General features: G+C 61.4%; 19 protein-coding genes. 11 read left to right on the top strand and 8 right to left on the bottom strand.

The window, feature by feature from the left end; translation table 11 throughout:
• Window positions 1-87: 87 nt before the first annotated feature.
• Entirely contained in the window at window positions 88-3,417 is a 3,330-nt protein-coding gene (locus tag HB393_RS23075) for a glycoside hydrolase family 38 C-terminal domain-containing protein (protein WP_345945395.1), read from the top strand.
• Between the two features lie 196 nt (window positions 3,418-3,613).
• Here HB393_RS23075 and HB393_RS23070 read toward each other — a convergent pair whose 3' ends face one another.
• Complete coding sequence (locus tag HB393_RS23070) at window positions 3,614-4,753, bottom strand: cellulase family glycosylhydrolase (protein WP_213807570.1); 1,140 nt, start codon at window positions 4,751-4,753, stop codon at window positions 3,614-3,616.
• A 149-nt stretch (window positions 4,754-4,902) separates the two neighbouring features.
• Between HB393_RS23070 and HB393_RS23065 the strand changes: the two genes are divergently transcribed.
• Window positions 4,903-5,991 carry a LacI family DNA-binding transcriptional regulator gene (locus tag HB393_RS23065; protein WP_213807569.1) on the top strand — a complete coding sequence of 363 codons (1,089 nt, stop codon included), beginning with the start codon at window positions 4,903-4,905 and terminating at the stop codon, window positions 5,989-5,991.
• Window positions 5,992-6,954: 963 nt separating this feature from the next.
• The gene (locus HB393_RS23060; protein ID WP_213807568.1) at window positions 6,955-8,094 is read left to right on the top strand and encodes a response regulator; all 1,140 of its coding nucleotides are present in this window, start codon (window positions 6,955-6,957) and stop codon (window positions 8,092-8,094) included.
• A gap of 87 nt (window positions 8,095-8,181) precedes the next feature.
• Here HB393_RS23060 and HB393_RS23055 read toward each other — a convergent pair whose 3' ends face one another.
• Both HB393_RS23055 and HB393_RS23050 read right to left on the bottom strand, forming a co-directional pair.
• On the bottom strand, window positions 8,182-8,526 hold the full coding sequence (locus HB393_RS23055) for a histidine triad nucleotide-binding protein (protein ID WP_213807567.1): 345 nt from the start codon (window positions 8,524-8,526) through the stop codon (window positions 8,182-8,184).
• Between the two features lie 18 nt (window positions 8,527-8,544).
• On the bottom strand, window positions 8,545-9,858 hold the full coding sequence (locus tag HB393_RS23050) for a M48 family metallopeptidase (protein WP_213807566.1): 1,314 nt from the start codon (window positions 9,856-9,858) through the stop codon (window positions 8,545-8,547).
• 164 nt (window positions 9,859-10,022) lie between these two features.
• Between HB393_RS23050 and HB393_RS23045 the strand changes: the two genes are divergently transcribed.
• The 3 genes from HB393_RS23045 (at window position 10,023) to HB393_RS23035 (ending at window position 14,221) form a co-directional block, all read left to right on the top strand.
• Complete coding sequence (locus HB393_RS23045; RefSeq protein ID WP_255551541.1) at window positions 10,023-11,774, top strand: metallopeptidase TldD-related protein; 1,752 nt, start codon at window positions 10,023-10,025, stop codon at window positions 11,772-11,774.
• A 59-nt stretch (window positions 11,775-11,833) separates the two neighbouring features.
• On the top strand, window positions 11,834-13,501 hold the full coding sequence (locus HB393_RS23040) for a metallopeptidase TldD-related protein (RefSeq protein ID WP_213807565.1): 1,668 nt from the start codon (window positions 11,834-11,836) through the stop codon (window positions 13,499-13,501).
• 216 nt (window positions 13,502-13,717) lie between these two features.
• Window positions 13,718-14,221, top strand: a complete 504-nt coding sequence (locus HB393_RS23035) for a hypothetical protein (RefSeq protein ID WP_213807564.1) — start codon at window positions 13,718-13,720, stop codon at window positions 14,219-14,221.
• Between the two features lie 231 nt (window positions 14,222-14,452).
• Here the strand turns inward: HB393_RS23035 and HB393_RS23030 are convergent, their stop codons facing one another.
• Together HB393_RS23030 and HB393_RS23025 are read right to left on the bottom strand one after the other, a co-directional pair.
• The gene (locus HB393_RS23030) at window positions 14,453-15,283 is read right to left on the bottom strand and encodes a septal ring lytic transglycosylase RlpA family protein (protein WP_345945394.1); all 831 of its coding nucleotides are present in this window, start codon (window positions 15,281-15,283) and stop codon (window positions 14,453-14,455) included.
• The gene (locus HB393_RS23025; protein ID WP_213807563.1) at window positions 15,280-15,552 is read right to left on the bottom strand and encodes a hypothetical protein; all 273 of its coding nucleotides are present in this window, start codon (window positions 15,550-15,552) and stop codon (window positions 15,280-15,282) included. The genes HB393_RS23030 and HB393_RS23025 overlap by 4 nt, the downstream gene beginning before the upstream one ends.
• A 257-nt stretch (window positions 15,553-15,809) precedes the next feature.
• On the opposite strand from HB393_RS23025, the gene HB393_RS23020 reads away from it, so the two are divergent.
• The 3 genes from HB393_RS23020 (at window position 15,810) to HB393_RS23010 (ending at window position 20,095) form a co-directional block, all read left to right on the top strand.
• The gene (locus HB393_RS23020; RefSeq protein WP_213807562.1) at window positions 15,810-16,652 is read left to right on the top strand and encodes a hypothetical protein; all 843 of its coding nucleotides are present in this window, start codon (window positions 15,810-15,812) and stop codon (window positions 16,650-16,652) included.
• Between the two features lie 94 nt (window positions 16,653-16,746).
• A complete protein-coding gene (locus tag HB393_RS23015; protein ID WP_213807561.1) occupies window positions 16,747-17,703 on the top strand; it encodes a hypothetical protein in 957 nt (318 codons plus the stop codon).
• A gap of 277 nt (window positions 17,704-17,980) precedes the next feature.
• Window positions 17,981-20,095 carry a radical SAM protein gene (locus HB393_RS23010; RefSeq protein WP_213807560.1) on the top strand — a complete coding sequence of 705 codons (2,115 nt, stop codon included), beginning with the start codon at window positions 17,981-17,983 and terminating at the stop codon, window positions 20,093-20,095.
• Between the two features lie 66 nt (window positions 20,096-20,161).
• Here HB393_RS23010 and HB393_RS23005 read toward each other — a convergent pair whose 3' ends face one another.
• Complete coding sequence (locus HB393_RS23005) at window positions 20,162-20,578, bottom strand: type II toxin-antitoxin system VapC family toxin (protein ID WP_213807559.1); 417 nt, start codon at window positions 20,576-20,578, stop codon at window positions 20,162-20,164.
• On the bottom strand, window positions 20,575-20,823 hold the full coding sequence (locus HB393_RS23000) for a type II toxin-antitoxin system Phd/YefM family antitoxin (protein ID WP_213807558.1): 249 nt from the start codon (window positions 20,821-20,823) through the stop codon (window positions 20,575-20,577). The genes HB393_RS23005 and HB393_RS23000 overlap by 4 nt, the downstream gene beginning before the upstream one ends.
• 244 nt (window positions 20,824-21,067) lie before the next feature.
• Here HB393_RS23000 and HB393_RS22995 point away from each other — a divergent pair, with 244 nt between their 5' ends.
• Together HB393_RS22995 and HB393_RS22990 are read left to right on the top strand one after the other, a co-directional pair.
• Window positions 21,068-24,721 (top strand): TonB-dependent receptor, encoded by a 3,654-nt coding sequence (locus tag HB393_RS22995; protein WP_213807557.1) that lies wholly within the window; start codon window positions 21,068-21,070, stop codon window positions 24,719-24,721.
• 114 nt (window positions 24,722-24,835) lie between these two features.
• Window positions 24,836-25,354 (top strand): adenylate kinase, encoded by a 519-nt coding sequence (locus HB393_RS22990; RefSeq protein ID WP_213807556.1) that lies wholly within the window; start codon window positions 24,836-24,838, stop codon window positions 25,352-25,354.
• 127 nt (window positions 25,355-25,481) lie between these two features.
• Here the strand turns inward: HB393_RS22990 and HB393_RS22985 are convergent, their stop codons facing one another.
• A complete protein-coding gene (locus tag HB393_RS22985) occupies window positions 25,482-25,853 on the bottom strand; it encodes a RidA family protein (protein ID WP_213807555.1) in 372 nt (123 codons plus the stop codon).
• Window positions 25,854-25,949: the final 96 nt, after the last annotated feature.

The raw sequence follows: 25,949 nt of genomic DNA, 5'->3' as shown, positions 1-25,949 counted from the left end.
CCTGCGTTAGACTCCCTTTGGGCGTCCCCCCGGTCTATCCGCGCCGTAGCCGATACCGGTCCCGACGACTAACATCAAGGAGCCTCCGTGACCTCTCCGTCTCTCTCCGCCCTCGCGCGTAACCTCCTCGCGGCCCTCGTGCTGCCCTTTTCCCTCCTCGCCATCTCCGCGCAGGCCCAGTCAAATAAAGAAGTCGACGCTCTGGTCAAAACCCTCCCCGCCGACTCCCAGCAAGTCATAGAACGCCTCTCCGCCTTCGACACCCTTCCCGCAGCACAGTGGCGCTACCACGCCGGCGACCTCGCCCACGGCGAAGCTGTAGACCTCGACGACTCCTCCTGGCCCACCGTCGAAGCCCACAGCAAAGCCTCCACCGAAGCCGCCTGGTACCGCCGCACCATCGAAGTCCCCAAGAACCTCAACGGCTACGACCTCACCGGCGCGCGCATCTGGTTCCAGTTCCGTGCCGGAGCCAACGGCCCCATCCCCACCATCATCTACTTCAACGGCCGCCGCGTAGCCCTCGGCGACGACCTCGAGCCCATCGCCCTCTTCGATCCCGCCAAGCCCGGCGACAAGATCGTCGTCGCCGTCAAGCTCCTCCACACCGTCGACGCCAAGACCTTCAACTCCGCCGTCCTCAAGATCGACTTCGCCGCCAACCGTCCCAACCCCGCCGACCTCCGTCTCGAGTTTCTCTCCTCCGCCGCCCTCATCCCCTCGCTCTCCAAGGACACCCCCAAAGACCTGGCCACCCTCCAGCAGGCCATCCACGCCGTAGACCTCAAGGCCCTCGACCAGAACAACCAGAAGAAGTTCGACGCCTCCCTCAACCAGGCCTCCCAGACCCTCGACTCCATCCGCCCCATCCTCCAGCAGGCCACCCTGCACCTCACCGGCAACTCCCACATCGACGCCGCCTGGCTCTGGCCGGTCACCGAGACGGTCGACGTAGTCAAGCGCACCTTCTCCACCGCGCTTCAGCTCATGAACGAGTACCCCGACTACACCTACACCCAGTCCGCCGCCCAGTACAACGAGTGGATCGCCGATAAGTACCCCCAGATGAACGAGGAGATCAAGCAGCGCATCAAGGAAGGCCGCTGGGAGATCGTCGGTGGCATGTGGATCGAGCCCGACCTCAACATGCCCGACGGCGAATCCCAGGTCCGCTCCCTCCTCCTCGGCAAGCGCTTCTTCCAGAAGCAGTACGGCGTCGACGTCCGCATCGGCTGGAACCCCGACTCCTTCGGCTACAACTGGCAGCTCCCCCAGATCTACAAGCGCTCAGGCATGGACTACTTTGTCACCCAGAAGATGCGCTGGAACGACACCAACCAGCTCCCCTTCAAACTCTTCTACTGGCAGTCCCCTGACGGCAGCAAGGTCCTCACCTACTTCCCCCACGACTACGCCAACAACAACCTCAACCCCCTCCGCCTCTCCCTCGACCTCGCCGAAGCCCGCAAACAAGCCCCTGGCATGACCGAGATGATGGACCTCTACGGCATCGGCGACCACGGCGGCGGCCCTACCCGCGCCATCCTCGACGAGGGACAGCACTGGGCCCAGCCCGGCCGCGTCATGCCCAAGATGCAGTTCGGCACCGCGCAATCCTACTTCACCCGCGCCGAGCAGCAACTAGCCTCCACCTCGCCCACCTGGGACTACAACTCCATCGCCAAGGGCTACACCGCACCACCCACCGAACCCGGCAAGATCGCCATCCCCACCTGGAACTCCGAGATGTACTTCGAGTACCACCGCGGCGTCATGACCACCCAGGCCCAGCATAAGCGCAACATGCGCGAGTCCGAAGAGCAAACCCTCAACGCCGAGAAGTACGCCTCCCTCGCCTGGCTCAAAGGCTCCTCTTACCCCAACAGCGAGCTCACCGACGCCTGGAAAAAAATCACCTTCAACGGCTTCCACGACCTCGCCGCCGGCTCCGGCATCGGCATCATCTATAAAGAAGCCCAGGAAGAGTTCGACAAGGTCCGCCTCGAGACCAGCGAGATCTCCAAAGACTCCCTCCACACCGTAGCCGCCGACATCAATACCAAAGCCGCCGGCGAAGTCCCCGTCCTCATCTTCAACCCCCTCGCCTGGCCCCACACCGGCGTCACCACCGTCGACGTCCAGATGCCCACCTCTGCCACCGGCGTCTCCCTCCTCGACTCTAAAAACCGCGTCGTCCCCACCTCCATCGTCTCCAGCGATCCCAAGACCAACACCTACAAACTCCTCGTGCAAGCCAAGGACGTTCCCTCCCTCGGCTACGAAGTCCTCCACGCCGTCCCCGGCGCGAAACCCTTTACCTCCGACCTCAAGGCCAGCGGCACCACCATGGAGAACGCCTTCCTCCGCGTCGTCGTCGACCCCGCCACCGGCTGCATCACCAGCCTCTTCGACAAGAAAGCCAACTTCGAATCCCTCGCAACAGGCGCCTGCGGCAACCAACTCCAGACCTTCAAGGACACCCCGAAGGACTACGACGCCTGGAACATCGACCCCGGCACCCTCGACAAGATGACACCCATCACCAGCGTCGACTCCGTCACCCTCGTCGAAAACACCCCGTTGCGCGCCGTCATCCGCGTCAGCCGCACCTGGCAGAGCTCCAAGTTCGTGCAAGACCTCCAGCTCTACGCCAACTCCAACACCGTCGACGTCATTAACGACATCGACTGGCACGAGACCCACGTCCTCCTCAAGGCGGCCTTCCCCCTCGCCGCCTCCAGCGCCTACGCCACCTACGAGATCCCCTACGGCTCCATCGACCGTCCCACCACCCGCAACAACACCTGGGAGCAGGCCCAGTTCGAAGTCCCCGCCATGCGCTGGGCCGACCTCGGCGACGGACAGCACGGCTTCAGCCTCCTCAACGAGGCCAAGTACGGCTACGACGCCGTAGGCAACATGCTTCGCCTCTCCCTCCTGCGCTCCCCCACCTGGCCCGACCCCGAAGCCGACCGCGGCCACCAGCACTTCAGCTACGCCCTCTACCCTCACGCCGGAACCTGGAAGCAAGCCCTCACGGAGCGCCTAGGCTACCAGTACAACTACGAGCTCCGCGGCACTCAGCTCCTGCCCCACACCGGCACCCTGCCCCTAGAACACTCCCTCGCCTCCGTCACCCCGGAGAACGTAGTCCTCACCGCCATCAAGAAAGCCGAAGACGACAACGCCCTCCTCTTCCGCGTCTTCGAGTGGGCCGGCAAAGACTCCTCCGTAACCTTCACCGTCCCCCCAGGAGCCACCGCCGCCACCGAGACCAACCTCATGGAGAAACCCCTCGGCTCCCCCCTCACCCTGACCGGAAACAAAGTAACCGTCCCCATCCACCCCTACGAGATCCTAACCATCCGCGTAGACTACCCCCACACCCCCAGCCCCATCGCATCAGTAAGACCATAACCGATGTCCTTGTCGCTGGAACCAGCCCTACCTTCGTCCTAGTCCTTGGGGATTAAGCGTAGGGCTTTAGCCCTACGAAAATAGCACATCAAGAAGGGGCTTCAGCCCCGGGCCTTCTCTCAAAGCCGCACCAATCCCAACACGATAAAAGCTCCTCCACAATGGAGGAGCTTTTATCATTAACCTGGAACCTCAACTACCGAACCGCAACCAACCCCCGCCCCGTCAGCTCCCGAATCAAATCCACCTCATGCTGCCGGTAAGGCGTCCCGTCCTGCCGAAACACCTCATGAAACCAAACCGTAGGCTGCGACAAAACATAAGGCTTCTGCCAGGAATCCCAGGGCAGATAAGTCTGCGTCTTCCCCGCCACCAGCCCCCAGTTCATCGCCCCAACGTTGTATTTTTTAGCCACCGGCAAAGTCCCATCGAACGTACTCCCCGCTCCACGAGCCATATACTCCGTACAAATAATCGGCCGATGATACCTCTGTAACTCCACCACCTTCTTCTCGAAGCCCTCCGGCCATCCATAATCATGGAACGAGATCACATCCGACTCGTCCACCTGTATCCGCACCACCGCATTCCCCGCCGCCGGATCAGGCCAGTTCCACGTCCACACCCCACTCGTCAGCGGCTGCGTCGGATGCGCCTCCCGCGCCCACGCAAACACCTTCGGCAACAGCTCCGCCACCCGCGCCGCCTTGCCCGGCATCTCGTTCTTCACCGACGACTCATTCCCATTGTCCGGCTCGTTCCAGACATCCCAGCCCAACACGCGGTCATCCTTCGCAAACGCCCCAACCACGCCCTTCACATAAGCCTCCAGCTTCGGCTCATACCCGCGGTCCGCCAGCTCCTTCGCCCCCGGACTCTGCACCCACCCCGAGTTATGCACCCCCGGAATCGGCGGATGCTGCGGTCCCAGCTTCGGCAGCGGCTCCCAGCACGAATCGAACAACACCAGCAGAGGCCGTATATGGTGCTTCGCCGCAATCGCCAGAAACGCATCCAGCCGCTTCGTAAAGCCCTTCGGGTCCTGCGTCCAAAGCTGGTCCTGCAGAAACACCCGCATCGTGTTCATGCCGATCCCCTCAGCCAGCGCCAGCTCCTTATCGTTGATCGCCGGATTGAACGTCTCCGCCTGAAACATCTCCAACTGGTTGATCGCGTCCGAAGGCACATAGTTCGCCCCCACCAGCCACGGCTGCTTCGCATACCAGGCATTCGCCTGCGCCTCCGTCCACCGAGCCGCATCGGCGGCCTTCGCGGGTTTGGCCAGCATCAGACTCACCGCCAGCATCATCGACCACACACAAAAACGAGAGCGCATCAGAAATCCTCCGAAGTTCAAAAATCCCAAAAAGCCTGGAAACCGTTCGCGGCCAAGATATAACACCAGCACTACGAAGAGATACAAAGTCCTGCCTCGTCTCGCGTAGACTGGTCCCGTTACATTGATCCCTTCGACAGCCACGCCCTATGAACATCAAAGCCGTTGCCAAACGTGCCAACGTCTCCACCGCCACCGTCTCCCGCACCATGAATGGTTCCGCCCGGGTCAGCCCCCGCACCGCTGAGCGCGTCCGCCGCGCCATCGACGCCCTCGGCTTCTACCCCAACACCAACGCCCGCGCCCTCGGCTCCGGCCGCTCCAGCCTCTACGGACTCATCGTCTCCGACATCACCAACCCCTTCTTCCCCGAGATCGTGAAGGCCTTCGAAGACATCGCCATCAAGCACGGCAAAGAAGTCCTCATCGCCAACACCAACTACGACGCCGAACGCATGGAGCTATGCGTCACCCGCATGCTCCAGCGCAAGGTCGACGGCCTCGCCATCATGACCTCTGAGATGGAGGAGCGCCTCGTCCAGGTCTTCAGCCGCCGCGACATTCCTCTCGTCTTCCTCGACTCCGGCACCCCCGGCCCCGGCATCAGCTACCTCGAGATCGACTACCAGGCCGGCATCGGCGCTGCCATGGACCACCTCGCCAGCCTCGGCCATCGCCATATCGCCTTCATCAGCGGCCCGCTCTACCTCGCCTCCTCGCGCTCCCGCCTCGAAGCCTTCCGCGAGAACATCGCAAAACGCAAACTCCCCGAAAGCCCCTCCCTGATCCAGGAGGGCAACTACCGCGTCGACGGCGGCCACGCCGCCATGCAGCGCATCCTCTCTTCAACCAAATCCAGCGCCAGACCCACTGCCCATCCCACCGCCATCCTCACCTCCAACGACCTCACCGCTATCGGCGCTATGGGAGCCATCACCGAGGCCGGCCTCCGCATCCCCCAGGACATCTCCATCATCGGCTGCGACGACATCCAACTCAGCGCCTACACCATGCCGCCCCTCACCACCATCAACCTCCCCCGCGCCGAAATAGCCAACGCCGCCTTCCGGGCCTTAATCAACTCCCGCAACCCCACCTCCTCCAAACCCGTAGCCGGAGCCGTCCACACCGTCTACCCCACCCTGGTCATCCGCAAATCCACCGGCCCCGCCCCCAAAACAAAAGGAACCAGCACAAAAGCGGGTGCCCCACCCTTTTTGCAGCTTCATCGCAAATAGGGTGGGGTATCGGGCAAAAGCCCGACCGTTCTCCTTCCCCAGCCCACAAAGCCCGGGTGCCCCATCCTTCGCGCCGTTGTCTCTAGCGAAGGGTGGGATGGAAACACTCCAATCCAGGGCACTCGTAAACCCAACCACCCAAAAGAGATAAACCACCCCAAAAAATAAATCTCAAAAATCCAGCCAAATCCCAATGTCAAGCCCCAAAACCACCTAACCTACCACAGAACAACAAGTTACAACTGGCACTTTAGTTATGCCCAACCCCATAAAATAGAACCAGAAAGAAAAAATCAGCTAAAAGTCACCGCCAGCATCTAAGTCCTTGGCTGAGACATATTTGGAAGCAACCCCAATGGTTGCAATAATTTAGCAAGGCAAGACCCACTCAAGTGATTGCTATACCTGCGCTTATACCCAGGCAAGGGGGGGAGGGGGTCCCATATCCGGACCAGAGAGGACGGGCTACCAGCTATATGGCTTCAGGCTGGAACTTAGGTTGGCAGTAACACCAAAGTTAGATCCCAAAGTCAAAATACTTTCTTGCCAACTCCACTCATTGCGCGTAACGTTTAACTTGCTGAGCGATCCGGCTGTGGGAAGCCAGGTACTCTGCATACGCTGACATTCAGGAACTAGGTGACAGCAGGCACAGTAAATTCAGTGGGACCCAACCTGTTTCGCCTCGGCCATCTCGGCCGGGTTCGAGGATTACAACAGGTTCACCGCAACCAGGCGATGAAGAATTCCGCGGGCTCTAGAGGAGTCGGCTCGGTTCTCAGCCAACTGGCCACACAGAATCGCAACACCATATTGAAGTCAGTTCGAGTACAACTTGATATCGTTTCCTCCGACGCTGCAACTCCGGTCTCGTGCCTCCTCCGCAATCCTTGCGGATCAGACACAGCCTTCGGCGTGGGTGCAAAACGCTAATTGCGATCCAACGCAATAGGAAGTGGAAGCATGAGTTCAGAGCAGAACCTACCCGAGGTACACGAGTACCAGGGTCCATCGGCGCCACCTGCACAACAGGATAACGACGCTCAGTTTGGCGGGCCGAACGTGCCCCACGGCCAAGGCCAGTCCAAGAGCAGCCGACGGCGACGACGCAAACGCAAAGGCAAAGGCAGCGACTCCGACGCGCCAGTCAGCCAGGCCGGAAGCCCGGTTGGCGACCAGTCAGGCTCTGTCCCCTCCATTCAGGCAGCCAGCCCCGCACCTCAAGGCGCCAGCCAGCCCCAGAGCTCCGGTCCCCACACCCACCAGGGTGGCCAGAACGGCCCCACCGGCGCAAAACGCTGGAAGAAGAAGTTCCGCGACCGCGACCGGCAGCGCTCCCCGGAGAATCCGGGCAACATAGCGGCCAGCGCTGGCGCCAGCAGCCACAGCAACAACGGTGGCGGATTCCGCGACCGCGATAGCCATCAGCCAGGCAACAACGCCGGCGGATTCAAGCGCAAAGGCGGCGGTGGCGGAGGCGGCAAACAGCAGCGCGGACCGCGCAGCTTCGTCGGCCCCATGGACCACAGCTACCGCGCCGTCAACGGCAACTTCGCTGACACTCCACCCTCCACCATCGAGACCCACTCGAACGGCAACTACCAAGGTCGTAGCAACGGCCACAGCCGCGGCGGATACGTCAGCGACTCACAGCCCATCGACTACTCTCAGGGACGCACCATTCCCATCCCCGAGAACGCGCCGACCCGCATCCTCTTCTTCATCGAAGACCTCTTCTTCATCGCCAAGATCCAGGAGACCGCCCGCAAGCTGGGCGTAAAGATCGCCTTCATCAAAAACGACAAAGAAGCCATCGCGACCCTCACCAGCGCAGTGGAAGAGGATCGTCCCGGCCTCATCGTCTTCGACCTGAACAACGCCAACGCCAAGCCCTTGACCCTCATTCCGAAGCTCAAGGCCAAGCTGAAGCGCAGCACCTCGATCGTGGGCTTCCTCTCGCACCTTCAAGGAGACCTCAAGGCCAAGGCCGTAGAAGCAGGTTGTGACACCGTCATGCCCCGCGCAGCCTTCTCCCAGAACCTCCCAAACCTCCTCCGCCGCTACGGCTTAGAGGAAGTAGAAGAGCCCAACTTCAACCAGTAACCACCAGACACCACACAACGGCCCGGCGAACCATCGCCGGGCCGTTGCATTTGCCTCTAACCCTAATCCCTAGGCACCTAACCCCTGCTACCCCGGAGGCCAGCCCATGTGCCGGCCACCAAGCACATGCAGGTGCAGATGATGCACCGTCTGCCCACCCTCCGCGCCGGTATTGACCACCACGCGATATCCACGGTCGAGCTTCTTTATCCGCGCGACCTCCGCCGCAGCGGCCATCAGCTTCCCCAGCAGCTCCGTATGCTCCGGACCCGCCTCCGCAAGCGAACTTAAATGTTCTTTGGGAACGACCAGGATATGCGTCAGCGACTGCGGATTGATATCCGGAAACGCGATGCAGACCTCATCCTCATACACTCGTTGCGCAGGAATCATCCCCGTAATGATCTTGCAGAATAGGCAACCGCTGCTCATATCCTCATCCTAAATCAACTACTTCTTGAAGTACTTCGGTTGCGCTCCTGGAGCCCAGGGATCGTAAGCCGCTGCAAACGCCGCTCTGCTCCCAATCGAAGGATGACTAAACGTCCAGAACTCCACAAACGGACTTGGATTCGGATCCGTCAGCGACTCCTCTCCCAACACCTGAAACGCCTGCTGCGCCACAACCTGCGGATCCTTCACGATCCCATGAATAGCCTCCTGCCCAAAGACATCCGCCGCATGCTCCTGTCCACGGCTGAAGCCATTCGTGATCGGCTCCGAGAGGAACGAGAAGACGCTAATCACCAGCATCAGCACCACAAACGCCGACCAACTCCTCTGCTCCGGAACTCCCCAAGCCTCTCCATATCGCGCAATCAGCCACTGCATCCCTTGGTATCCCAACCAGAACAGCACCAGCAGCACGACTGCCGTAAACGCAATCCCCTTATAGATATGGTTCAGCACATAATGTCCCATCTCATGCCCAAAGATGAACGAAATCTCGTCCGGCGTAGCCTTCGCGATCGACGTATCCCACACCACAACACGCTTCGACGCTCCGAAGCCTGTCACATACGCATTCAGACCAGTCACCTTCTCGCTCGCCTTCATCAGGAACATCCGCTCCGGCCGAATCGCGATTCCACCTCGCGCCACAACCTGCTCCAGCCGTTCCACCAGCGCCGGATTCGACCTCTCCAGCGGCTCGAACTTATTGAACAGCGGATCGATAAAGATCGGCGAGATAAAGACCCCAAACAACACTGCCACCATCGCCGGAATCCAGAACCAGAACCACCATCTCGTCGGTGACTTGCCGATCACCCAGAACAGCAGCATCACCAGCAAACCGCCAAAGATATAGCTCAGCCCAAAGCTCTTTGCCTGGTCCCCAAACCAGCTCCCCCAATGCTGCACCGACTGCCCATACTCCACCGACAGATGATGCCCATACATATCCAGCGGCAGCTCCAGCACCGCCGTAATCGCCATAAACAGCAGGAAGAACGCGAATCCCTGAACCCACTTATTTCCGCTCAAACCCTCCGCCGTTCGGCGCATCCAGGCCGCGATCCCCAGCGTCAGCAGCAACAGCAGCACCGCGATTCCCCATCCCGTCTCCACGAACCCCAACACCGTCCGCTTCCGCGTGTATTCGATCGCCTTGGCCAGCTTCTCCCCCGACAACGTATACGCCTGCTTGTTCTCGCTCGCCCGGTGCTGCGCCTCCGCCTCGGTGGCCGTCTGTGCCCCTGCAGCCGGCACATGGAAAGACCCGAACAGCATCATCAACCCCAAGAAAACTCTAGCGACCCGCATCGGCAAACCTCGGCAAACAAGATGACTCAGTGTGCACGATCTTCCGCCGCGCCGCAAAGCTTCATCTTTCGCCGATCCTCCAGCGTCTAACATCACAGTAGGCAGTACATCCGATACACTCCACAACAGTTGAATCTTTTCCAAATGAAGCAGGTCTCTCTCACATGAAGCATCACAAAGCGGCAGCCGGCGTCACAGCAGGAGCCTGCCTCATGGCCCTGGCAATTCATACCTTCAGCCACCCCACTCCCGCCGCAGCGGCCTCCAAACCGTCCGCCGACAACGTGCTGCTCGAGTCCATGGACGCCGAACTCCACCGCGCCATGTCCTCCCTCGGCACCGGGGATGCCGCGCAGCCCAAGCCTTACTTCGTCAGTTACGCGGTCTCCGACGCAGACAATATCAGCATCGCCGCCCAGTACGGTGCGATCACGGTCTCGAACGAGTCCCGGCGCCGCATGGCCGACGTTCAGGTCCGCCTCGGCTCTCCCGCGCAGGACAACACCCACGGCGACCACCGCAACTCCGCCCTCACCACCGTCCCCCTTCCTCTCACCGACGACCGCCCCGCTCTCGCCCGCAGCCTGTGGTTCGCCACCAACCGCGGCTACGGCCGCGCCCTCGACGGCTTCCTCAAGGTCAAGACCGAGCAACAGGTCCGGGCCAAGGAAGAGGACGCCTCCGGCGACTTCAGCATCGAGTCCACCCAACCCTCAGGCCCCTCCGCCGTGCTTCCCGCCTCGCCGCCTCTCAGCGTCGACCGCGCCGCCTGGGAAGCTCGTCTCCGCGACATCTCCGGCCTCTTCAAGCAGTTCCCTGAGGTCTTCTTCAACTCCGTGAGCCTCCAGGCCTCCACCGAGACCGACTACTTCGTCTCCTCGCAGGGCACACGCGTCGCCACGCCCAGCCACGTCGCTCGCCTCGTCGTCGTCGCTCGCACCCGCGCCGCCGACGGTATGGACCTCTTCCGCGCCGAGACCTTCGAGGCCGACGAAGCCGGCCACCTTCCGGATCAGAAGACCATCACCGACAAGACCCTCGCCATGGCGAAGAACCTCGTCGCCCTCCGCACCGCCGCTGTCACTGAGCCCTATAACGGCCCCGCCATTCTCTCCGGACGCGCCTCCGCCGTCTTCTTCCACGAGGTCCTCGGCCATCGTCTCGAAGGCCAGCGCCAGCGCGGCGATGAAGAGGGCCAGACCTTCACCAAGCTGCTCAATAAGCCCATCGTCCCCAGCTTCATCTCGGTCTCCGACGACCCCACCCTCAGCACCTTCCAGGGAACCTCGCTCTCCGGCCACTACTCCTACGACGACGAAGGCCAACCCGCCCATCGCGTCGACCTCATCAAGGACGGAGTCCTCGAGACCTTCCTCATGTCCCGCCTGCCTATCGCCAGCTTCTCTACCTCCAATGGCCACGGACGCGCCGAGATCGGCCACATGCCCACCGGACGCCAGGGCAACCTCATCGTCACCTCCTCCAAGACGGTCAACGACGCCCAGCTCCGCCAGCTCCTCATCGACGAAGCCAAGAAGCAAGGCAAGCCCTACGGCCTCTACTTCGAGGACATCTCCTCCGGATTCGCCGTCACTAGCCGCCGCTCTCCGCAGGCCTTCTCCGTCATCCCCCTGGTCGTCTATCGCGTCTTCGTCGACGGACGTCCCGACGAGCTGGTCCGCGGCGTCTCCATCGTCGGAACCCCCCAGGCCGCACTAAACCGCATCGTCGCCACCAACGACAAGCAGGACATCTTCAACGGCATCTGCGGCGCTGAATCCGGCTCCATCCCCGTCAGTGCAGTCGCCCCCGCCATGCTCATCAGCGAGATCGAGACTCAGCGCCAGGCCCAGGGCAACAATCGCCCCCCCATCCTGCCCCCACCCTCCGCAGCCGACGAAAAGGGGGCAAAATGAGCCTCGCCCAAACATCGAACGCCGCCTCTTCGAATTCGCAACCGAAAAAGTCACACTCTATGCGCAAAACTTCCACTACACTCGCTCTCGCGGCTCTATTAGTAACTATTTCTGCTACACATAAAGTCTTAGCCGCCGAGAAGCCCAGCGACGACCCGATGCTCCGCGCCCTGCAGACCGAGCTCGACCGCGAGAAGGCTCAGCTCCTGCTTCCGGACATGCAGCGCCCCTACTTTATCGAATACCACCTCGACGACATCGACTCCTACGAGGCCGTCGCGAACTACGGCGCCCTCACCTTGGAGCAGGCCAACCACCAGCGCATCGTCCGCGTCTCCGTCCGCGTCGGCGACTACACCAGTGACAGCAGCACCGCCCGCGGCGAAGGCGTCGTCCAGCTCGCCCCGAAGGACGACAACCCCCTCGCCCTTCGCTACGCCCTCTGGACCGCCACCGACGAAGCCTACAAGAACGCCTTGCGCTCCTACGCCGCCAAACAGGCCGCCCTCAAGCGCTTCCAGGCCCCGCCCACGGAAAAAGACTTCTCCCCCGCCAAGCCCATCACGCACATCGATCCCCTCGTCAAGATGGACCTTGACCGCAACCTCTGGAAGAAGCGCATCGTCGAGGCCAGCGGTCTCTACGCCTCCGATCCCGAGGTCCGCTCCTTCGCCGCCGACGTCCAGCACAGCATCGCCACCCTGCGCGCCGCTGCCATCAATCGCTACCTCGTCAACACCGAGGGCACGGTCGTCCGCCAGGGCTACTCCAGCTACAACGCCGCGGTCAGCGTCGGCGGTCAGGCTGCCGACGGCATGCGCCTCGGCCGCGACAACGGCACCATCGCCACCAGCGCCAAAGACCTTGAAAGCGCCGCCGCCTTCCACCAGCGCGTCATCGACGACCTCAAGAGCTACGAAGCGCTCCGCAAAGCGCCCGTCGTCTCCTCCGAGGACTACCACGGCCCCGTCCTCTTCTCCGGCGACGCCGCCTCCGACGTCATGAACCGACTCTTCGTTCCCAACGTCGAGGCCGACCGGCCCGAGATGGGCACCACCGCCCGTACGCAGGGCGCCTATACCTCCTCGCTCCACGCTCCGGTCCTCCCGGAGGCCTTCAGCGTCACCGACAATCCCTCCCTCACCACCTTCAACGGCCAGAGCATCGTCGGCTCCTACGCCATCGACGAGGAGGGAGTGCCCGCCCAGCCCGTCGATATCGTCGTCAACGGCAAGCTCCAGAACTACCTCCTCGGACGCAGCCCCATCAAGGACTTCCCCGAATCCAACGGCCACGGACGCGCCGCGCCCGCCCAGCCCGCGCACTCGCACTCCGGCGTCGTCCTCTTCAAATCCAGCCAGCCCCTCACCGGTCCGGCGCTGGACGCAAAGCTCCTCTCCCTCGCCAAGGAACAGGGCCACGACGTCTACGCCGTCGACACTCTCGGCGGAGAACTGAACCCGCGCCTGCTCTTCCGCGTCAAGGCCGACGGCACACGGGAGCTCGTCCGGGGCGCAGTCTTCGACGAGCTCGACGTCCGAACCCTCCGCTCTGACATCATCGCCGCCGGAGACGCCTCCACCGCCTACGTCTCCAACTCGATCGGCCCCATCCCCCAAACCACTATCGCGCCTTCGCTTCTCTTCTCCGACATCGGCGTAAAACGCGCCAGCGAAGAGCAACAGAAGCTCCCCTACTACGCCGCACCGCCTATCGATTCGAAATAGTCCGCATCCGGCTTATCGAGCCGAGATAGTTCGAGGGGCCCATCCTGACCGAACTCCCTCGCAGTCTCTTCGCGAGGGATACGCCTTCCCTGGAGCTTGCTCTCTTCGGACTGACTCATCGCTATCCAGCGGTTCGATATTCTCTTCCATCTCAGCACCGTCGGAGTACAACAAAGCCGCTATCATCGGCATGGAACTCATACAAGGAAAGCAACCATGTTACCCGTCTCCCCCCAGACCATCCGCGGCGCGAGCCTCGTCGCCGTCATCATCCTCCTCTACGCCGGACGCCTCACCAAGGGCTCTGCAAAGGAGACCCCCGACGGCCTCGTCTTCGGCATGAAGCCCCTCGTCCTCTGGACCCGCATCATCGCCATTCCCCTCTATTTCGCCATCATCGTCTACCCCCTGGTCATGCAGCATCGACAGGTCCCGGTCTGGCTTCCGATCGTTCTCCTCCTCGCCGCCGCCCTCACTGCCTACCAGCTTCCCGGCACCATCCTCCTCACCCCCACCGCCGTCGTCCAGCGCTTCTGGCTCCGCGCCGACAAGACCATCCAATACCACGAGGTCATGGCCATCCAGTCCATCCAGGCGGGCCGCATCACCCGCGTCCTCGGAGACAACCGAACCACCGTCCTCCACAACACCGCGCACTCCGACGCCGAACGCTTCCGCGCCGAACTCGAACGCCGCACCAACAAACGCGTCACCATCTAAGACCAGATCAATCGCCTAATGGCTGGGAAATCCCACGCCCCAACCCGCCCCAAACGGAGCAGCACAATTCGGGTGCCCCATCCTTTTTGCAGCTTCATCGCAAATAGGGTGGGGTATCGGGCGAAGCCCGACCGCACTCCTTCCCCAGCCATCCCAATTCCATATCCACCAGCGCACTTCGTGGGGCAAGAAGAGTTGAGCACGGCAAACTAACCCCTAACCCCTAAAAAACTAATCCATCCGAATCAAATAAGGCTCCGCATCCGGCACATGGATACTCTCCGCCACCTGCTCCGCGGTCCCTTTATCCGGAAACTTCGGATTGATCCTCACCCAATGCCCCGTCGGCCCCGCGAACTCGATCACCTTGGCCGTCTTATATCGCCGGATAAGATCGTTCTTCAACGAGATCGCGTCCTCCTGGTTCATAAACGCGCCGATCTGCACGCACCACCGCCCCCCGGGAATCACAGCCTTAGCCGGTCCAGCAGTCGACGCCGAAGCAACAGCCGCCGGGCTCGAAAACGCCTCCACCCGCACCTTCGCCACGCCCGCCCGATAGACTCCGGTAGCCTTCGCCGCCGCCAGCGAAAGATCGATGATTCGCCCTTGAACGAACGGCCCACGGTCGGTGATCTTCACCACCACACTTTGATCGTTCGACAGATTCGTAACCCTAACCACCGTCCCCATCGGCAGCGTAAGGTGCGCTGCGGTCATCGCGTTCTGGTCGTAGACTGTCCCATCCGCGCCTTTGCGTCCGGCATACGGAGGCCCATACCAGCTCGCCAGCCCCACCTGAGTCTCGATCGGCTTCCCCTTGACCTGCGGCTGCGGAGCAGGATGCGCAGTCTCGCCATTCTCTACCGCGCAGCACCTCGGCACCGGACGCCGCGAAGCGGTCGTCGAACCCGAACTCGACCCTCTGCTCGAAGAGACAGGAGGAGGGGGAGGCTGCTTCTTCGCCTTCGTGCCCTTATGACAGCCCGTCATCGCCAGCGCCAGCACAGCAAGACCCACGACACCCAGAGGCCGTCCGATCCTGCACCGCAAAAGCTTCACCTCTGCTCCTCATCCTTCGGAGCATGATGTGCAGACGGCCCTCCGGACCCGCGCGTCCGTTCCTCCATCCTCTGTGCCAGCTTCTCCATCTGCTCGGCAGCCGCGCGCAACGCAGCCGAGCTGTTCCGCCGAACCTCCGGAACCACCTCATCGTTGATGTAGACGATTACCCGCCGCAGGTCTTCCTCAATCTTTTGTCCTGCCTCATGCAGCCGTTCTTCCCACCCTGCGCTGTTCTTTGGCTCGCCGCTCTTTGGATCGAAGGTCATAAGGACACACCTCTGCACCTTTGATTATTGGTATCTGGAAATCTCGCGGTCAATGCCCCAACGGCTTCATCTTCAAGCCAGTGCCCACAAGGTAACTGTGGCGAAATCAAAGGATTATCTCCGCGCCAGACAACTCGTAGCCTCCATCCGACGTCCGTTAAATAGAGCCTGATACTCTAAACACAATCACGGCCATCATTATTTCCTCCTCCCTGCATCGCTCCACGCGGCGGACCCCAACATTTGAGGTATCTCTTTTGAGCACGCACACGTCTCTCCCTTCGCCTCAGCCTCGGCGCATCTTTAGGACCCTCCTCTTCGCGCTCTCTTTCACCTCATTCGGTGGCTCCGACGCCATGGCCCAGACCTCGAATACCGACTTCTCCACCTCGGCTCCCACCACCGAAGCCGCCCTGGTCCTGCCCGACTCCCCCGGCACCGTCTCCTCCAGCATGATCTTCGACCACACCAAACCCGAGTTCAGCTTCGCCGCCGCCCAAAACCAGGCGCCCACAGGCCAGGGAGTCAAGGCTGGCCGCCTCGATAAATACATCGAACCCGGCGAGAGCGTCCCCACCCTCCGCATCGGAGACAAAGTCCTCCTGGGAATTAAAGACAGCGCATCTCCGCTCGCAGCCATAGGCTGGGTGCTTTCGGCGGGATACTCCCAGGCCATCGACAGTAATCCGAAGTACGGCACCAACGGCAGGGCCTACGCCCAGCGTCTGGGCGCTGCCGCCGCCCGCAGCAGCAGTGAAGGCATCTTCTCCGACTCCATCATGGCCAGCATCCTCCACGAGGATCCCCGCTACTACAAAATGGGCAACCGCAGCGGCATCATGAAGCGAGCCGGCTACGCCGCGAGCCGCGTCATCATTACGCGCACCGACGGTGGCCGCCATACCCTGAATATCTCCTACCTCTCCGGCAATCTGGCTGGCGCGGCGCTCACCCAGGCCTACTACCCCTCCTCCGGCCGCGGCTTCGATGAGGTCATGAAGACCTACGGCGGCTCCATCGCCGGCGGCGCCCTCGGCTTCCTCTCCAGCGAGTTCCTTAGCGATGCCCTCGAACTGGTGCATCTGAAGAAGAACAAGTAATAGAAGAGCAAGTGATTTCGCCCTCACCCGTCTCTGAGGCAATAATTCTGTAAGGAGCAGTTCGTACACCAACTGTAGGTTTCTGGAGTTCTCGATGCGCAGGGTCTTCACGTTGATCTTCGTGCTGGCCACCTGCACTGCGAATGGCCAGGAGCCCTCCACCGCGCCTCCAGTCCAGACCACCCCCCAACCAGCTCCGACCACGCCGGAGACTCCCCTGCCCGACTCCCCCGGCGCGGTCCTTCATCCGGCCCCAGATCAAACGGCCAGCCCAGAAAGTGTGATTACCGTGGCCAAGGCCTCCTTCGCCACCAACCACACCACGCCTCCCCCCTGCCGCGTCGGCCACTGGCTCCGCCCCGCAACCTACGAAGATCGTGCCGACCGAACCCCCGGCATGCCCTCCTCGCTCCTCTGCGTCGACATCCTCAATCCGTACGTCCGCTTCCTCGACACCCGCGTTCCCCTGCCCATGAGCCCCAAACAGAAGGGCTACCTCGCCATCCGTAACGTCTCCGACCCCTTCAACCTCGCCACCATCGCCGCAACCTCCGGCTTCACCATCGCCATCGACTCCCACACCGCCTACGGCCCCGGCTGGAAGGGCTTCGGCAAAATCTCCGGAGTCAGCCTCCTTCAGGACGCCACCGGCGAGTTCTTCGGCACCTTCCTCATCCCCTCGTTAGCCCACGAGGATCCCCACTACCGCCGCCTGCCCGAGGATAGCTTCTCCCGCCGCCTCGTCCACGCCATCTCCCGCACCGTCATCGCCCAGCACGACGACGGCACCCCCATGCCCAACTACGCCACCCTCCTCACCTATCCCATCGCGTCTGAGATCAGCAATCTCTACGTCCCCGGCATCCACGGCAACGGGCCGTCCACCATCGCCCGCATCGCCACCGGCTACGCGCTCGACCCCGTCAATAATATCGTCACGGAGTTTCTTCCCGACTTCGCCAAACACATCCATATCCGCGTCATCTTCGTCCAGCAGATCCTCAATCAGGTCGTCTCCGGCTCAACCAACGGGGCGCAAACCTCGCCGTAACAACATGTCGGACAGAATTATCTCCCCATTCAGCCCCAACATCTACCGTTCAATGCAGATTCTCGCTGTTCACTTCTCGATACTTAGAATCGACCTAAACCCTGCGTAATCTTGTAAGTAACGGAAGTGGCAGGTGTCGCATCCTATAGCCTGCCCAAGAACGAGCATTAGAAGGTCAACCAAGACGCCACTCGTTGCAGACAATTCGCCAGCATAAGCAAAAGACCCCAGTATGCAATACGGGCACGATCTAAATCTTCAGGAGAAATACACACACATGGCACAGCCATCCAAGTTATTCGAGAAGGCTCTTACCTACGGAGCGAAAGCAGGTTGGGTAGTATTCAACAAGCTCAACTCCATCAGCCCAAACGCGAGCTTTACCCCCAAGTGGAGCGACAAGCCCCTCCTGAAGAGCTACCAAAAAGAGAAGCCGCCCCTTGGCTGGCCCCGCACCACCGACTCCCTCTGCCCCAAGTGCATCCCTGAGATCCGCCAGCAGATCGTAGACGGCAAGCTCCCCCACGAGATCCTCCTCAACGAGAAGGTCGGCGAGATCAAGGCTCAGATCATCGAGCGCAACGGCGAGATCCTGATGGTGAAGGATTGCCCGATCCACGGCCACTTTGAAGACGTCATGTCCATCGACACCGCCTTCTTCCGCCACCTCGAAGAGGTCTTCCCTGGCCGCGACATCCGCGCCCACAACGATGAGAAGCTCCACAATCACGGCACCTCCACCGTCACCCACGGACGTGGTTCGGTTCTCACCATCGACCTCACCAACCGTTGCAACATGATGTGCGATCCCTGCTTCATGGACGCCAATCAGGTCGGCTTCGTCCACGAACTCACTTGGGACGAGATCAAGACCATGCTCGACAACGCGGTCACGATCAAGCCCCGTCGTCAGATGTCGGTCCAGTTCTCCGGCGGCGAGCCCACGCTCAGCCCCTACTTCCTCGACGCAGTAGCCTACGCCCGCAAGGTCGGTTACACCTCCGTGCAGGCTGCCACCAACGGCATCGAGTTCGCCAAGTCCAAGGAGTTCGCCAAGGCCTCTGCGGAAGCCGGTCTTCGCTACGCATACCTGCAGTTCGACGGCATCGGCAACGCTGCCAACTCGCACCGCAAGGTCGGCAACGCGTTCGACGTAAAGCTCCAGGCCATCCATAACCTGCACGAAGCCGGCGTCGATATCGTTCCCGTAACGACCATCATCAACGGCATCAACAATGAGCAGGTCGGCAACATCATCAAGTTCGCCCTCGACAACCCCAAGAAGATCAACTTCCTCTCCTTCCAGCCGGTCAGCTTCACCGGCCGCGACGAGGACATCTCCGACGAGCGTCGTTACGCGCAGCGCTATACCCTCTCGCACCTCGCGCACGACGTAAAGAACCAGACCGGACTCGGCGAGCCGACCCGCGACTGGTTCCCCATCTCCTTCATGTCCACCTTCTCCGACTGGGCCGACCTGGTCCACGGACCGGATCGCGACTGGGGCCAGCTCTCCTGCGGCTGCCACCCGAACTGCGGTATCTCCATGGCTCTGATGATCGACAAGGAGACCAAGGAAGCTGTTCCCGTCACCGCGTTCATCAATGCAGACCGCCTCGCCAAGGACGTCGCCCGCATCAACGACGCCGCCCGTGGCAAGTGGCTCTCCATCATCGGCGTGACGTTGGCTCTGCTTCGCAACTACAAGCCCGAAGCGGCACCGACCCACTTCAAGATCAAGGACCTGCTGCAGAAGTTCGATAAGAGCTTCGGCGCCACCGGCAGAAGCTACGGCAAAGTCACCGCGGACCGCACCATGGACGACATCAAGATGCGCCGCTCCGACCGCTGGAACTTCCTCTTCATCGCCGGCATGTGGTTCCAGGATCTCTTCAACTACGACTTCCGCCGCACCGAGCAGTGCATCATCCCCTACGCCACACAAGAGGGTGAGATCTCCTTCTGCGCCTACAACACCGGCGTGGGCTGGAGAAACATCATCGAGAAGATGCACATGACCTCCACCCTCACCAAGTGGTACGAGGAGCATGGCCGTCACGAGATCTTCGCCGGCGGCAAGAAGGTAGGCCTCGAGAAGGAGTCCTCCTACGACCTCGTCCTCAACCAGGAGCACGTCAACGCCGCTGCCAACGATACCTTCGACAAGTCCGGTATCGCCAAGAACTCCCGCGAAGAGAAGATCCGGGCGCGCGATGCGAAGATCAAGCAGGACGCCGAGAACGCCCGCATGGCCAAGCTCTACCGCAAGGAAGTCCTCGGAGAAGTCGAGCAGCCTGGCTTCATCTCCCTCGACTCCATCGGTGGAATCAAGCCAGCCGCTCCCAAGGCGGAAGTCGTTCAGAGCATCGAAGAGACCGTCTCCGGCGACTAACGCTACACCAAACGTAAAGAGAAAGGCCGCCAACCCTGGCGGCCTTTCTCTTTGCACCAACGAAATTTAAAACTCTACCAACCTCACACCCAAACGCGTAAAGTCTTTCCGGTTCAAAGTCGCGACCTCCAGACCATGCACACGGGCCGTAGCTGCAATCAAAATATCCGGCAGATCGATACCGTTGTGCCCGCCTCGCTCAGCCTCCACGGAGATCCGCCCCGCCGCATCGGCGACCGCCTCATCCACCGGAAGGATGCGCCCCCGGTACTCCTCGGCGACCTCTCCTTGAAGCCAGTTCTCCAGATTCCTTCGGCGGCTGCCCGCCGGAAGTAACTCAACGCCGCGGCGCAACTCCGCGAGAGTGATCGCGCTGAGATAGGTCTCCTCCGTTCCCACCGTATGCAGCCATCGGATCGCGGGACCGTCCGGTCTCTCCTTGATCGCCTGCGAGATCACACTCGTATCCAGGAGGTATCTCAAAGATCAACCTTCCTGAGACCCCCGCGAAGTCCCTTAGGCTTGATCGCCGATCCTCGCAGAGGCGAGTTCAACCAGAAATCGGCTGCACTTCGTTTGGGCCTGGCTCGCTCATCCCACTCTTTCTTGGATACGACGACCACCGCATCCTTCCCACTCTTCGTAATCTCTTGCGGCCCCTCAGTCATGGCCTTCGCGACCACCTCGCTGAAATTCGCCTTCGCCTGCGCTAATCCCCAGTTAGCCATACATCACCTCCGTTATGACCATTCTAGTCATAAATAATATTCGCTACCTCGAATTAACAAGTTTGCCGCTAACCCAACGATCTGCCGCCAAAAGGGAAGCAGAGAGAGCCGCGTGGATTCACCTGAGAAACAATTTCCCATTGACAGCCCTGGTTCCACGTCTCCATAATCCTCGCCGTACCAATACACACATAGTGTCTGTCCCGAAAACAATGCGCCGTCTGGGCAGCACAGGAGCCTCACCATGAGTTTTACGGCACCTCTCACCACTTGCGGCCGCTCCATCCTCGCTGCCTGCGGCCTTCGTCACCTCTCCCTCGTCGTCACGCTTTTCGTCCTCAGCACCTCAGCTCTCGCACAGATCGGCGGAACCGGCTCTATGCAGGGAACCATCTCCGATCCCACCGGTGCGGTCGTCCCCGGAGCCACCGTCACCGCGACCAACACCGCCACCAACGCCGCGAGCACCCAGCAAACCTCTGACTCCGGCTTCTACTCCATCGCCGCCCTGCCTCCCGGCCAGTACATCCTCACCGTCACCGCCCCCGGCTTCCAGACGCTCTCGCAGGAGCACGTCAACGTCGACGCCCTCAACGTTGCCACCGTCAATCTCAAGCTGACCATCGGCCAGACCACCGACACCGTCACCGTCTCCGAAGCCCCTCCGCTACTTGAGACCGCCAACGCCACCCTCGGCCTCGTCATGCGCAACGACGTCTACACCTCGCTGCCCCTGGCCATGAACGCCGGCCCCCGCGATCCCACCTCCTTCGTCCAACTGGTCCCCGGCGTCCAGGCCCTCAGCTCCCAAGCCGCCGGCAGCTCCTTCGCCTCCTTCAACGGCGGACAGGCCTACATGAACGAGACCTACCTCGAAGGCATCCCCATGACCAGCCCCGGAACCCAGGGCGAGACCCGCAACCTCGCCTACGGCATCTCCGTCGAAGCCGTCGACCAGTTCCAGGTCGAGACCAACAACTCCCCCGCCATGTACCAGGGCCAGGGCGTCGAGAACTACACCATCAAGTCCGGCTCCAACCGCTTCCACGGCTCTGCCTACGAGTACTTCCGCAACACCGTCCTCGACGCCCGCGGCTACTTCCCCACCGTCGCCCAGGGACGTCCCGTAGAAAAGCAGAACCAGTACGGCGGCCACCTCGGCGGCTTCATCATCAAGGACAAGCTCTTCTTCTTCGCCAACATCGACGAGTACACCTACCGCTCCACCTCACTGCCCACCAACCAGTTCGTCCCCACCAGCGGCAGCGCAGTCGGAGTCGGCGGATTCACCGGCGGCGACTTCAGCGCCCTTCCCACTCCCATCTACGATCCTCTTACCACCACCTGCAACGCCGCCAACGTCTGCACCCGCACTCCCTTCCCCGGCAACATTATCCCTGCCAGCCGCATCTCGCCGGTCGCGAAGTCCCTGCAGTCCTACCTGCCCTTCGTTCCGACCTCCGCTGGCATCGGAAACAACTACACCACCATCGTCCCCATCGGTCTCCACGTCGCCACCACCACCGAGCGCGTCGACTATAACTTTAGCGAGAAGCAGCGTGCCTACGCCGTCTTCTCTCGCGGCAAATACGTCACCCAGCCCTTCGCCGGCATCTCCGCAAACACCAGTGCCATCCCACTGCCCTACGCCGCCACCCGCGTCGTCACCGAGCAGCCCACCAACGCTCAATTCCATCACGTCTACAGCTTCACCTCGAACCTGCTCAACCAGTTCGGCTACGCCTACGCCCGCCTCGAAGTCCCCATCACCAGCTCCACCGCTGCTGGCCAATACCCCATCAAGGCTGGCCTGCAGGGACTCCCCGCTGGACAGGCCTCCAACGCCTTTCCCACCGTCACCTTCTCCGGAACCAACGCGCCTCAATCCTGGGCCGGAACCAACTCCCAGGCCTTCGACGAGGTCGTCAACACCTACGTCGTCCAGGACAACGTCCAGTGGACCAAGGGCAAACACTCCGTAACCATGGGAGGACAATTCTCCTGGCTGCACGACAACTACACCAACCCCGACGACGGCAGCATCGCCACCTTCACCTTCAACGTCAATGAAACCGCCGGCTACAACGCCGCCGGAACCCTCCAGACCACCACCGGCAACGCCTACGCCAGCTACCTCCTCGGAGCCGTAGACTCCAGCGCCCTGCAGGATAACTCCATCAAGACCACCGGAGCCCGCTACAAAGACTTCGCCGCCTACGTCCAGGACGACTTCCGCATCTTCCCCAACCTCACCCTCAATCTCGGCCTCCGCTACGACATCTTCGGCGTCTTCCACGAGGCCCACGACCGCACCTCCTTCCTCAACCCCACACTCCCCAACCCCGCCATCAACAACTACCCTGGCGCACTCCAATTCACAGGCAACGGCGTCGATAGCTGCCACTGCGCCACCCCCATCAAGACCCACTACGGATACTTCGGTCCTCGCATCGGCCTCGCCTACTCCGTCACTCCCAAGACCGTGATCCGCTCCGGCTTCGCCATCATGTACGCTCACGGCGGAGCAGCAGGCGGACGCGCCGGAGGCCGCAGCGGAACCAACCAGCTCGGCTACAACGCCCTGCCCACCTTCGCCTCCACCGGCAACGGCGCACCCGCTTTCTTCTGGAACGGTGGCAACGCCTTGCCTGCGGCTTACGCCAACATCTCTCAGGGAGGAGTCCCCGCCTACCAGAAGGCTCCCTTCTTCGACCCCACCCTCAACACCGCCTTCTACACCGGCGGCCCCACCGCTGGAGCCATCACCTACGGCGACCCCGAGGTCGGCGGCAAAGTCCCCGAGTTCACCAACTACAGCCTCAGCATCCAGCACTCCATCACCAACAGCCTCACCCTCGCCGTCGGATACACCGGTAGCCAGGGACACAACCTCCCCACCACCCTCGGACGCAACCCATCCGCCAACCAGATCGACCCCCGCTACCTCGCCCTCGGAACCGATCTCAACCTCTCGGCGACTCCGGCCAACATCACCCTCGGCAACGCCCACGCCGCGGCCCTCGGCCTCGGTACTCCCTTCAAGCTTCCCTACGCCAACTTCGACACCACCAACGGCAAGCTCTTCCGCACCCTTCTGCCCTTCCCGCAGTACACCTCCATCACCGACATCTGGCCCGACGTCGGCAACTCCAACTTCAACGCCCTCCAGGTCGTCGTCACCCAGCGCGCCTCCAACGGCCTCACCCTCAACCTCGCCTACACCTTCTCCAAGGAGATGGATAACGTCGTCACCGTCGCCCGCACCTCCTACAATCCCTTCCAGGAGTACGGCCTCGGATCCATCGACCGCAAACACCTCATCACCAGCTCCGCCAACTGGAAGCTTCCCTTCGGCAAAGGTCACCGCTTCGCCTCCACCGGCCTCGCCTCTGCCTTTGCTGGTGGCTTCGAGCTCTCCAGCGTCTTCATCCTCTCCTCCGGAGCTCCTCTAGCCATCACCTCCACCTCCTGCAACACCTCTTCCTTCGGGACCGGCACCCTCTGCGTTCCCAACCTGACCCCTGGCTTCTCCGGCCCCATCGCCATCAACGGAGGACTCAGCTCCGGCCAGGGCAACATGATCCCCGGGCACACCGTCTCCTACATCAACCCGGCAGCCTTCCAGAAGGTCCCCAACTACACCTTCGGAAATGCTCCCCGCACCGCTCCCTACGGCCTGCGCTCGCCCTACACCTGGAACCAGGACGTCACCCTCCGCCGCGCCTTCAAGATCTGGGAGAGCCTCCAGCTCCAGACGGCCGTCTCCGCCTTCAACGTCTACAACACCGTCAACTTCGGCGGCGTCCAGACCAACATCGACTCCGCAACCTTCGGCACCGTATCCAGCCAGGCCAACGCGCCGCGCAAACTACAAGCCGAAGCCCGCATCAACTTCTAACCACAACGCGGCACCCAACCGACAAAGGCCGCCAGCAAATGGCGGCCTTTCTCAGCGAAGAGAGACGATAATAACGAAACACGAATAGAGGAGATGATTAGCGAAGGGGATCAAATGCAACGCGTCTTAATTCTAGGTTGCCCAGGCTCTGGAAAGTCCACTCTGGCGCGAACACTCTCTACACGGATGGCATTGCCCCTCATCCACCTGGACCAGCTCTACTGGAGTCCCGGCTGGGTCGAGCCTGAAAGACATCAATGGCAACAACAGATCGCAGAGGTCCTGGCAAATCCTTCCTGGATCATCGACGGCAACTACGGAGGCACAGTAGCGATGCGTTTAGCCGCGGCCGACACCGCCATCCTGCTCGATCTTCCGCGAAGCCTCTGTCTCCGTAGGGCCCTGCAAAGAATTCTCCTCAGTTGGGGACGCGTACGCTCTGACATGGCGAAGGGCTGCCCGGAACGGCTCGAATGGAGCTTCCTCAGCTACATCTGGAATTTCCACAAAAAACTCCCCGAACTCAGAGCACAGTTGCAAGCCTTCCCCGGAAGAGTCACGATACTTCGAAGCCCTCGGGAAGTGCAGGCTTTTCTGAACTCTTTCGTGCCAAACTCCAAGCCAGACATGTAAGCCTTCACACGGTGAACGTCGGAGTTCAGCAGATAGCAGAAGAGGCGAAAGCATTCGCACTTAAGAGCATGGCCTGTCCATTGACAAAGTCCACGGCACGGATCGGCCTTACATCACCGCATCCAAATTAATCTTTGACAGCAATCGCCTGCAGCTCAAACCGCGCTCCAAACAGCAGCGTCCCCGAGCCCAGAAACGCACGCGCCGGAAGCTCTCCGCTGAAGTAGCCGCGATACACCACGTTGAACCGTTCCCATAGCGACACATCGCTCGCAAAGATCTGGACCGACACCAACTGCTCCATCCGCATCCCCGCCAGCCCCAACACCGCCTGCACATCCTTCATCAGCAGATGGGCCTCGTCCTCTACGCTCTCCGGAACCGTAAGCGTACCCGGCACGAGACCGATTCGCCCTGAAAGATACAACGTCTTCCCATCCACCAGAATGGCGTCGGCAAATGGAAATGCTGGATTGCTCTTGAAATACTCTCTGCTCATACCGTTCCCACATGTCCGTTTTTAAAGACATCAGTTTAAATATCGGTCGCTGGACATCAGTTCTGGACATCAGACGCTTACGTCGGCCGGTTCAGG

Origin of the sequence: Granulicella sp. dw_53, from assembly GCF_018449545.1 — a bacterium.
Lineage (GTDB): Bacteria > Acidobacteriota > Terriglobia > Terriglobales > Acidobacteriaceae > Edaphobacter.
Note: the sequence above shows the minus strand (reverse complement) of the source record. Positions and strands in the feature narration are given on the sequence as shown.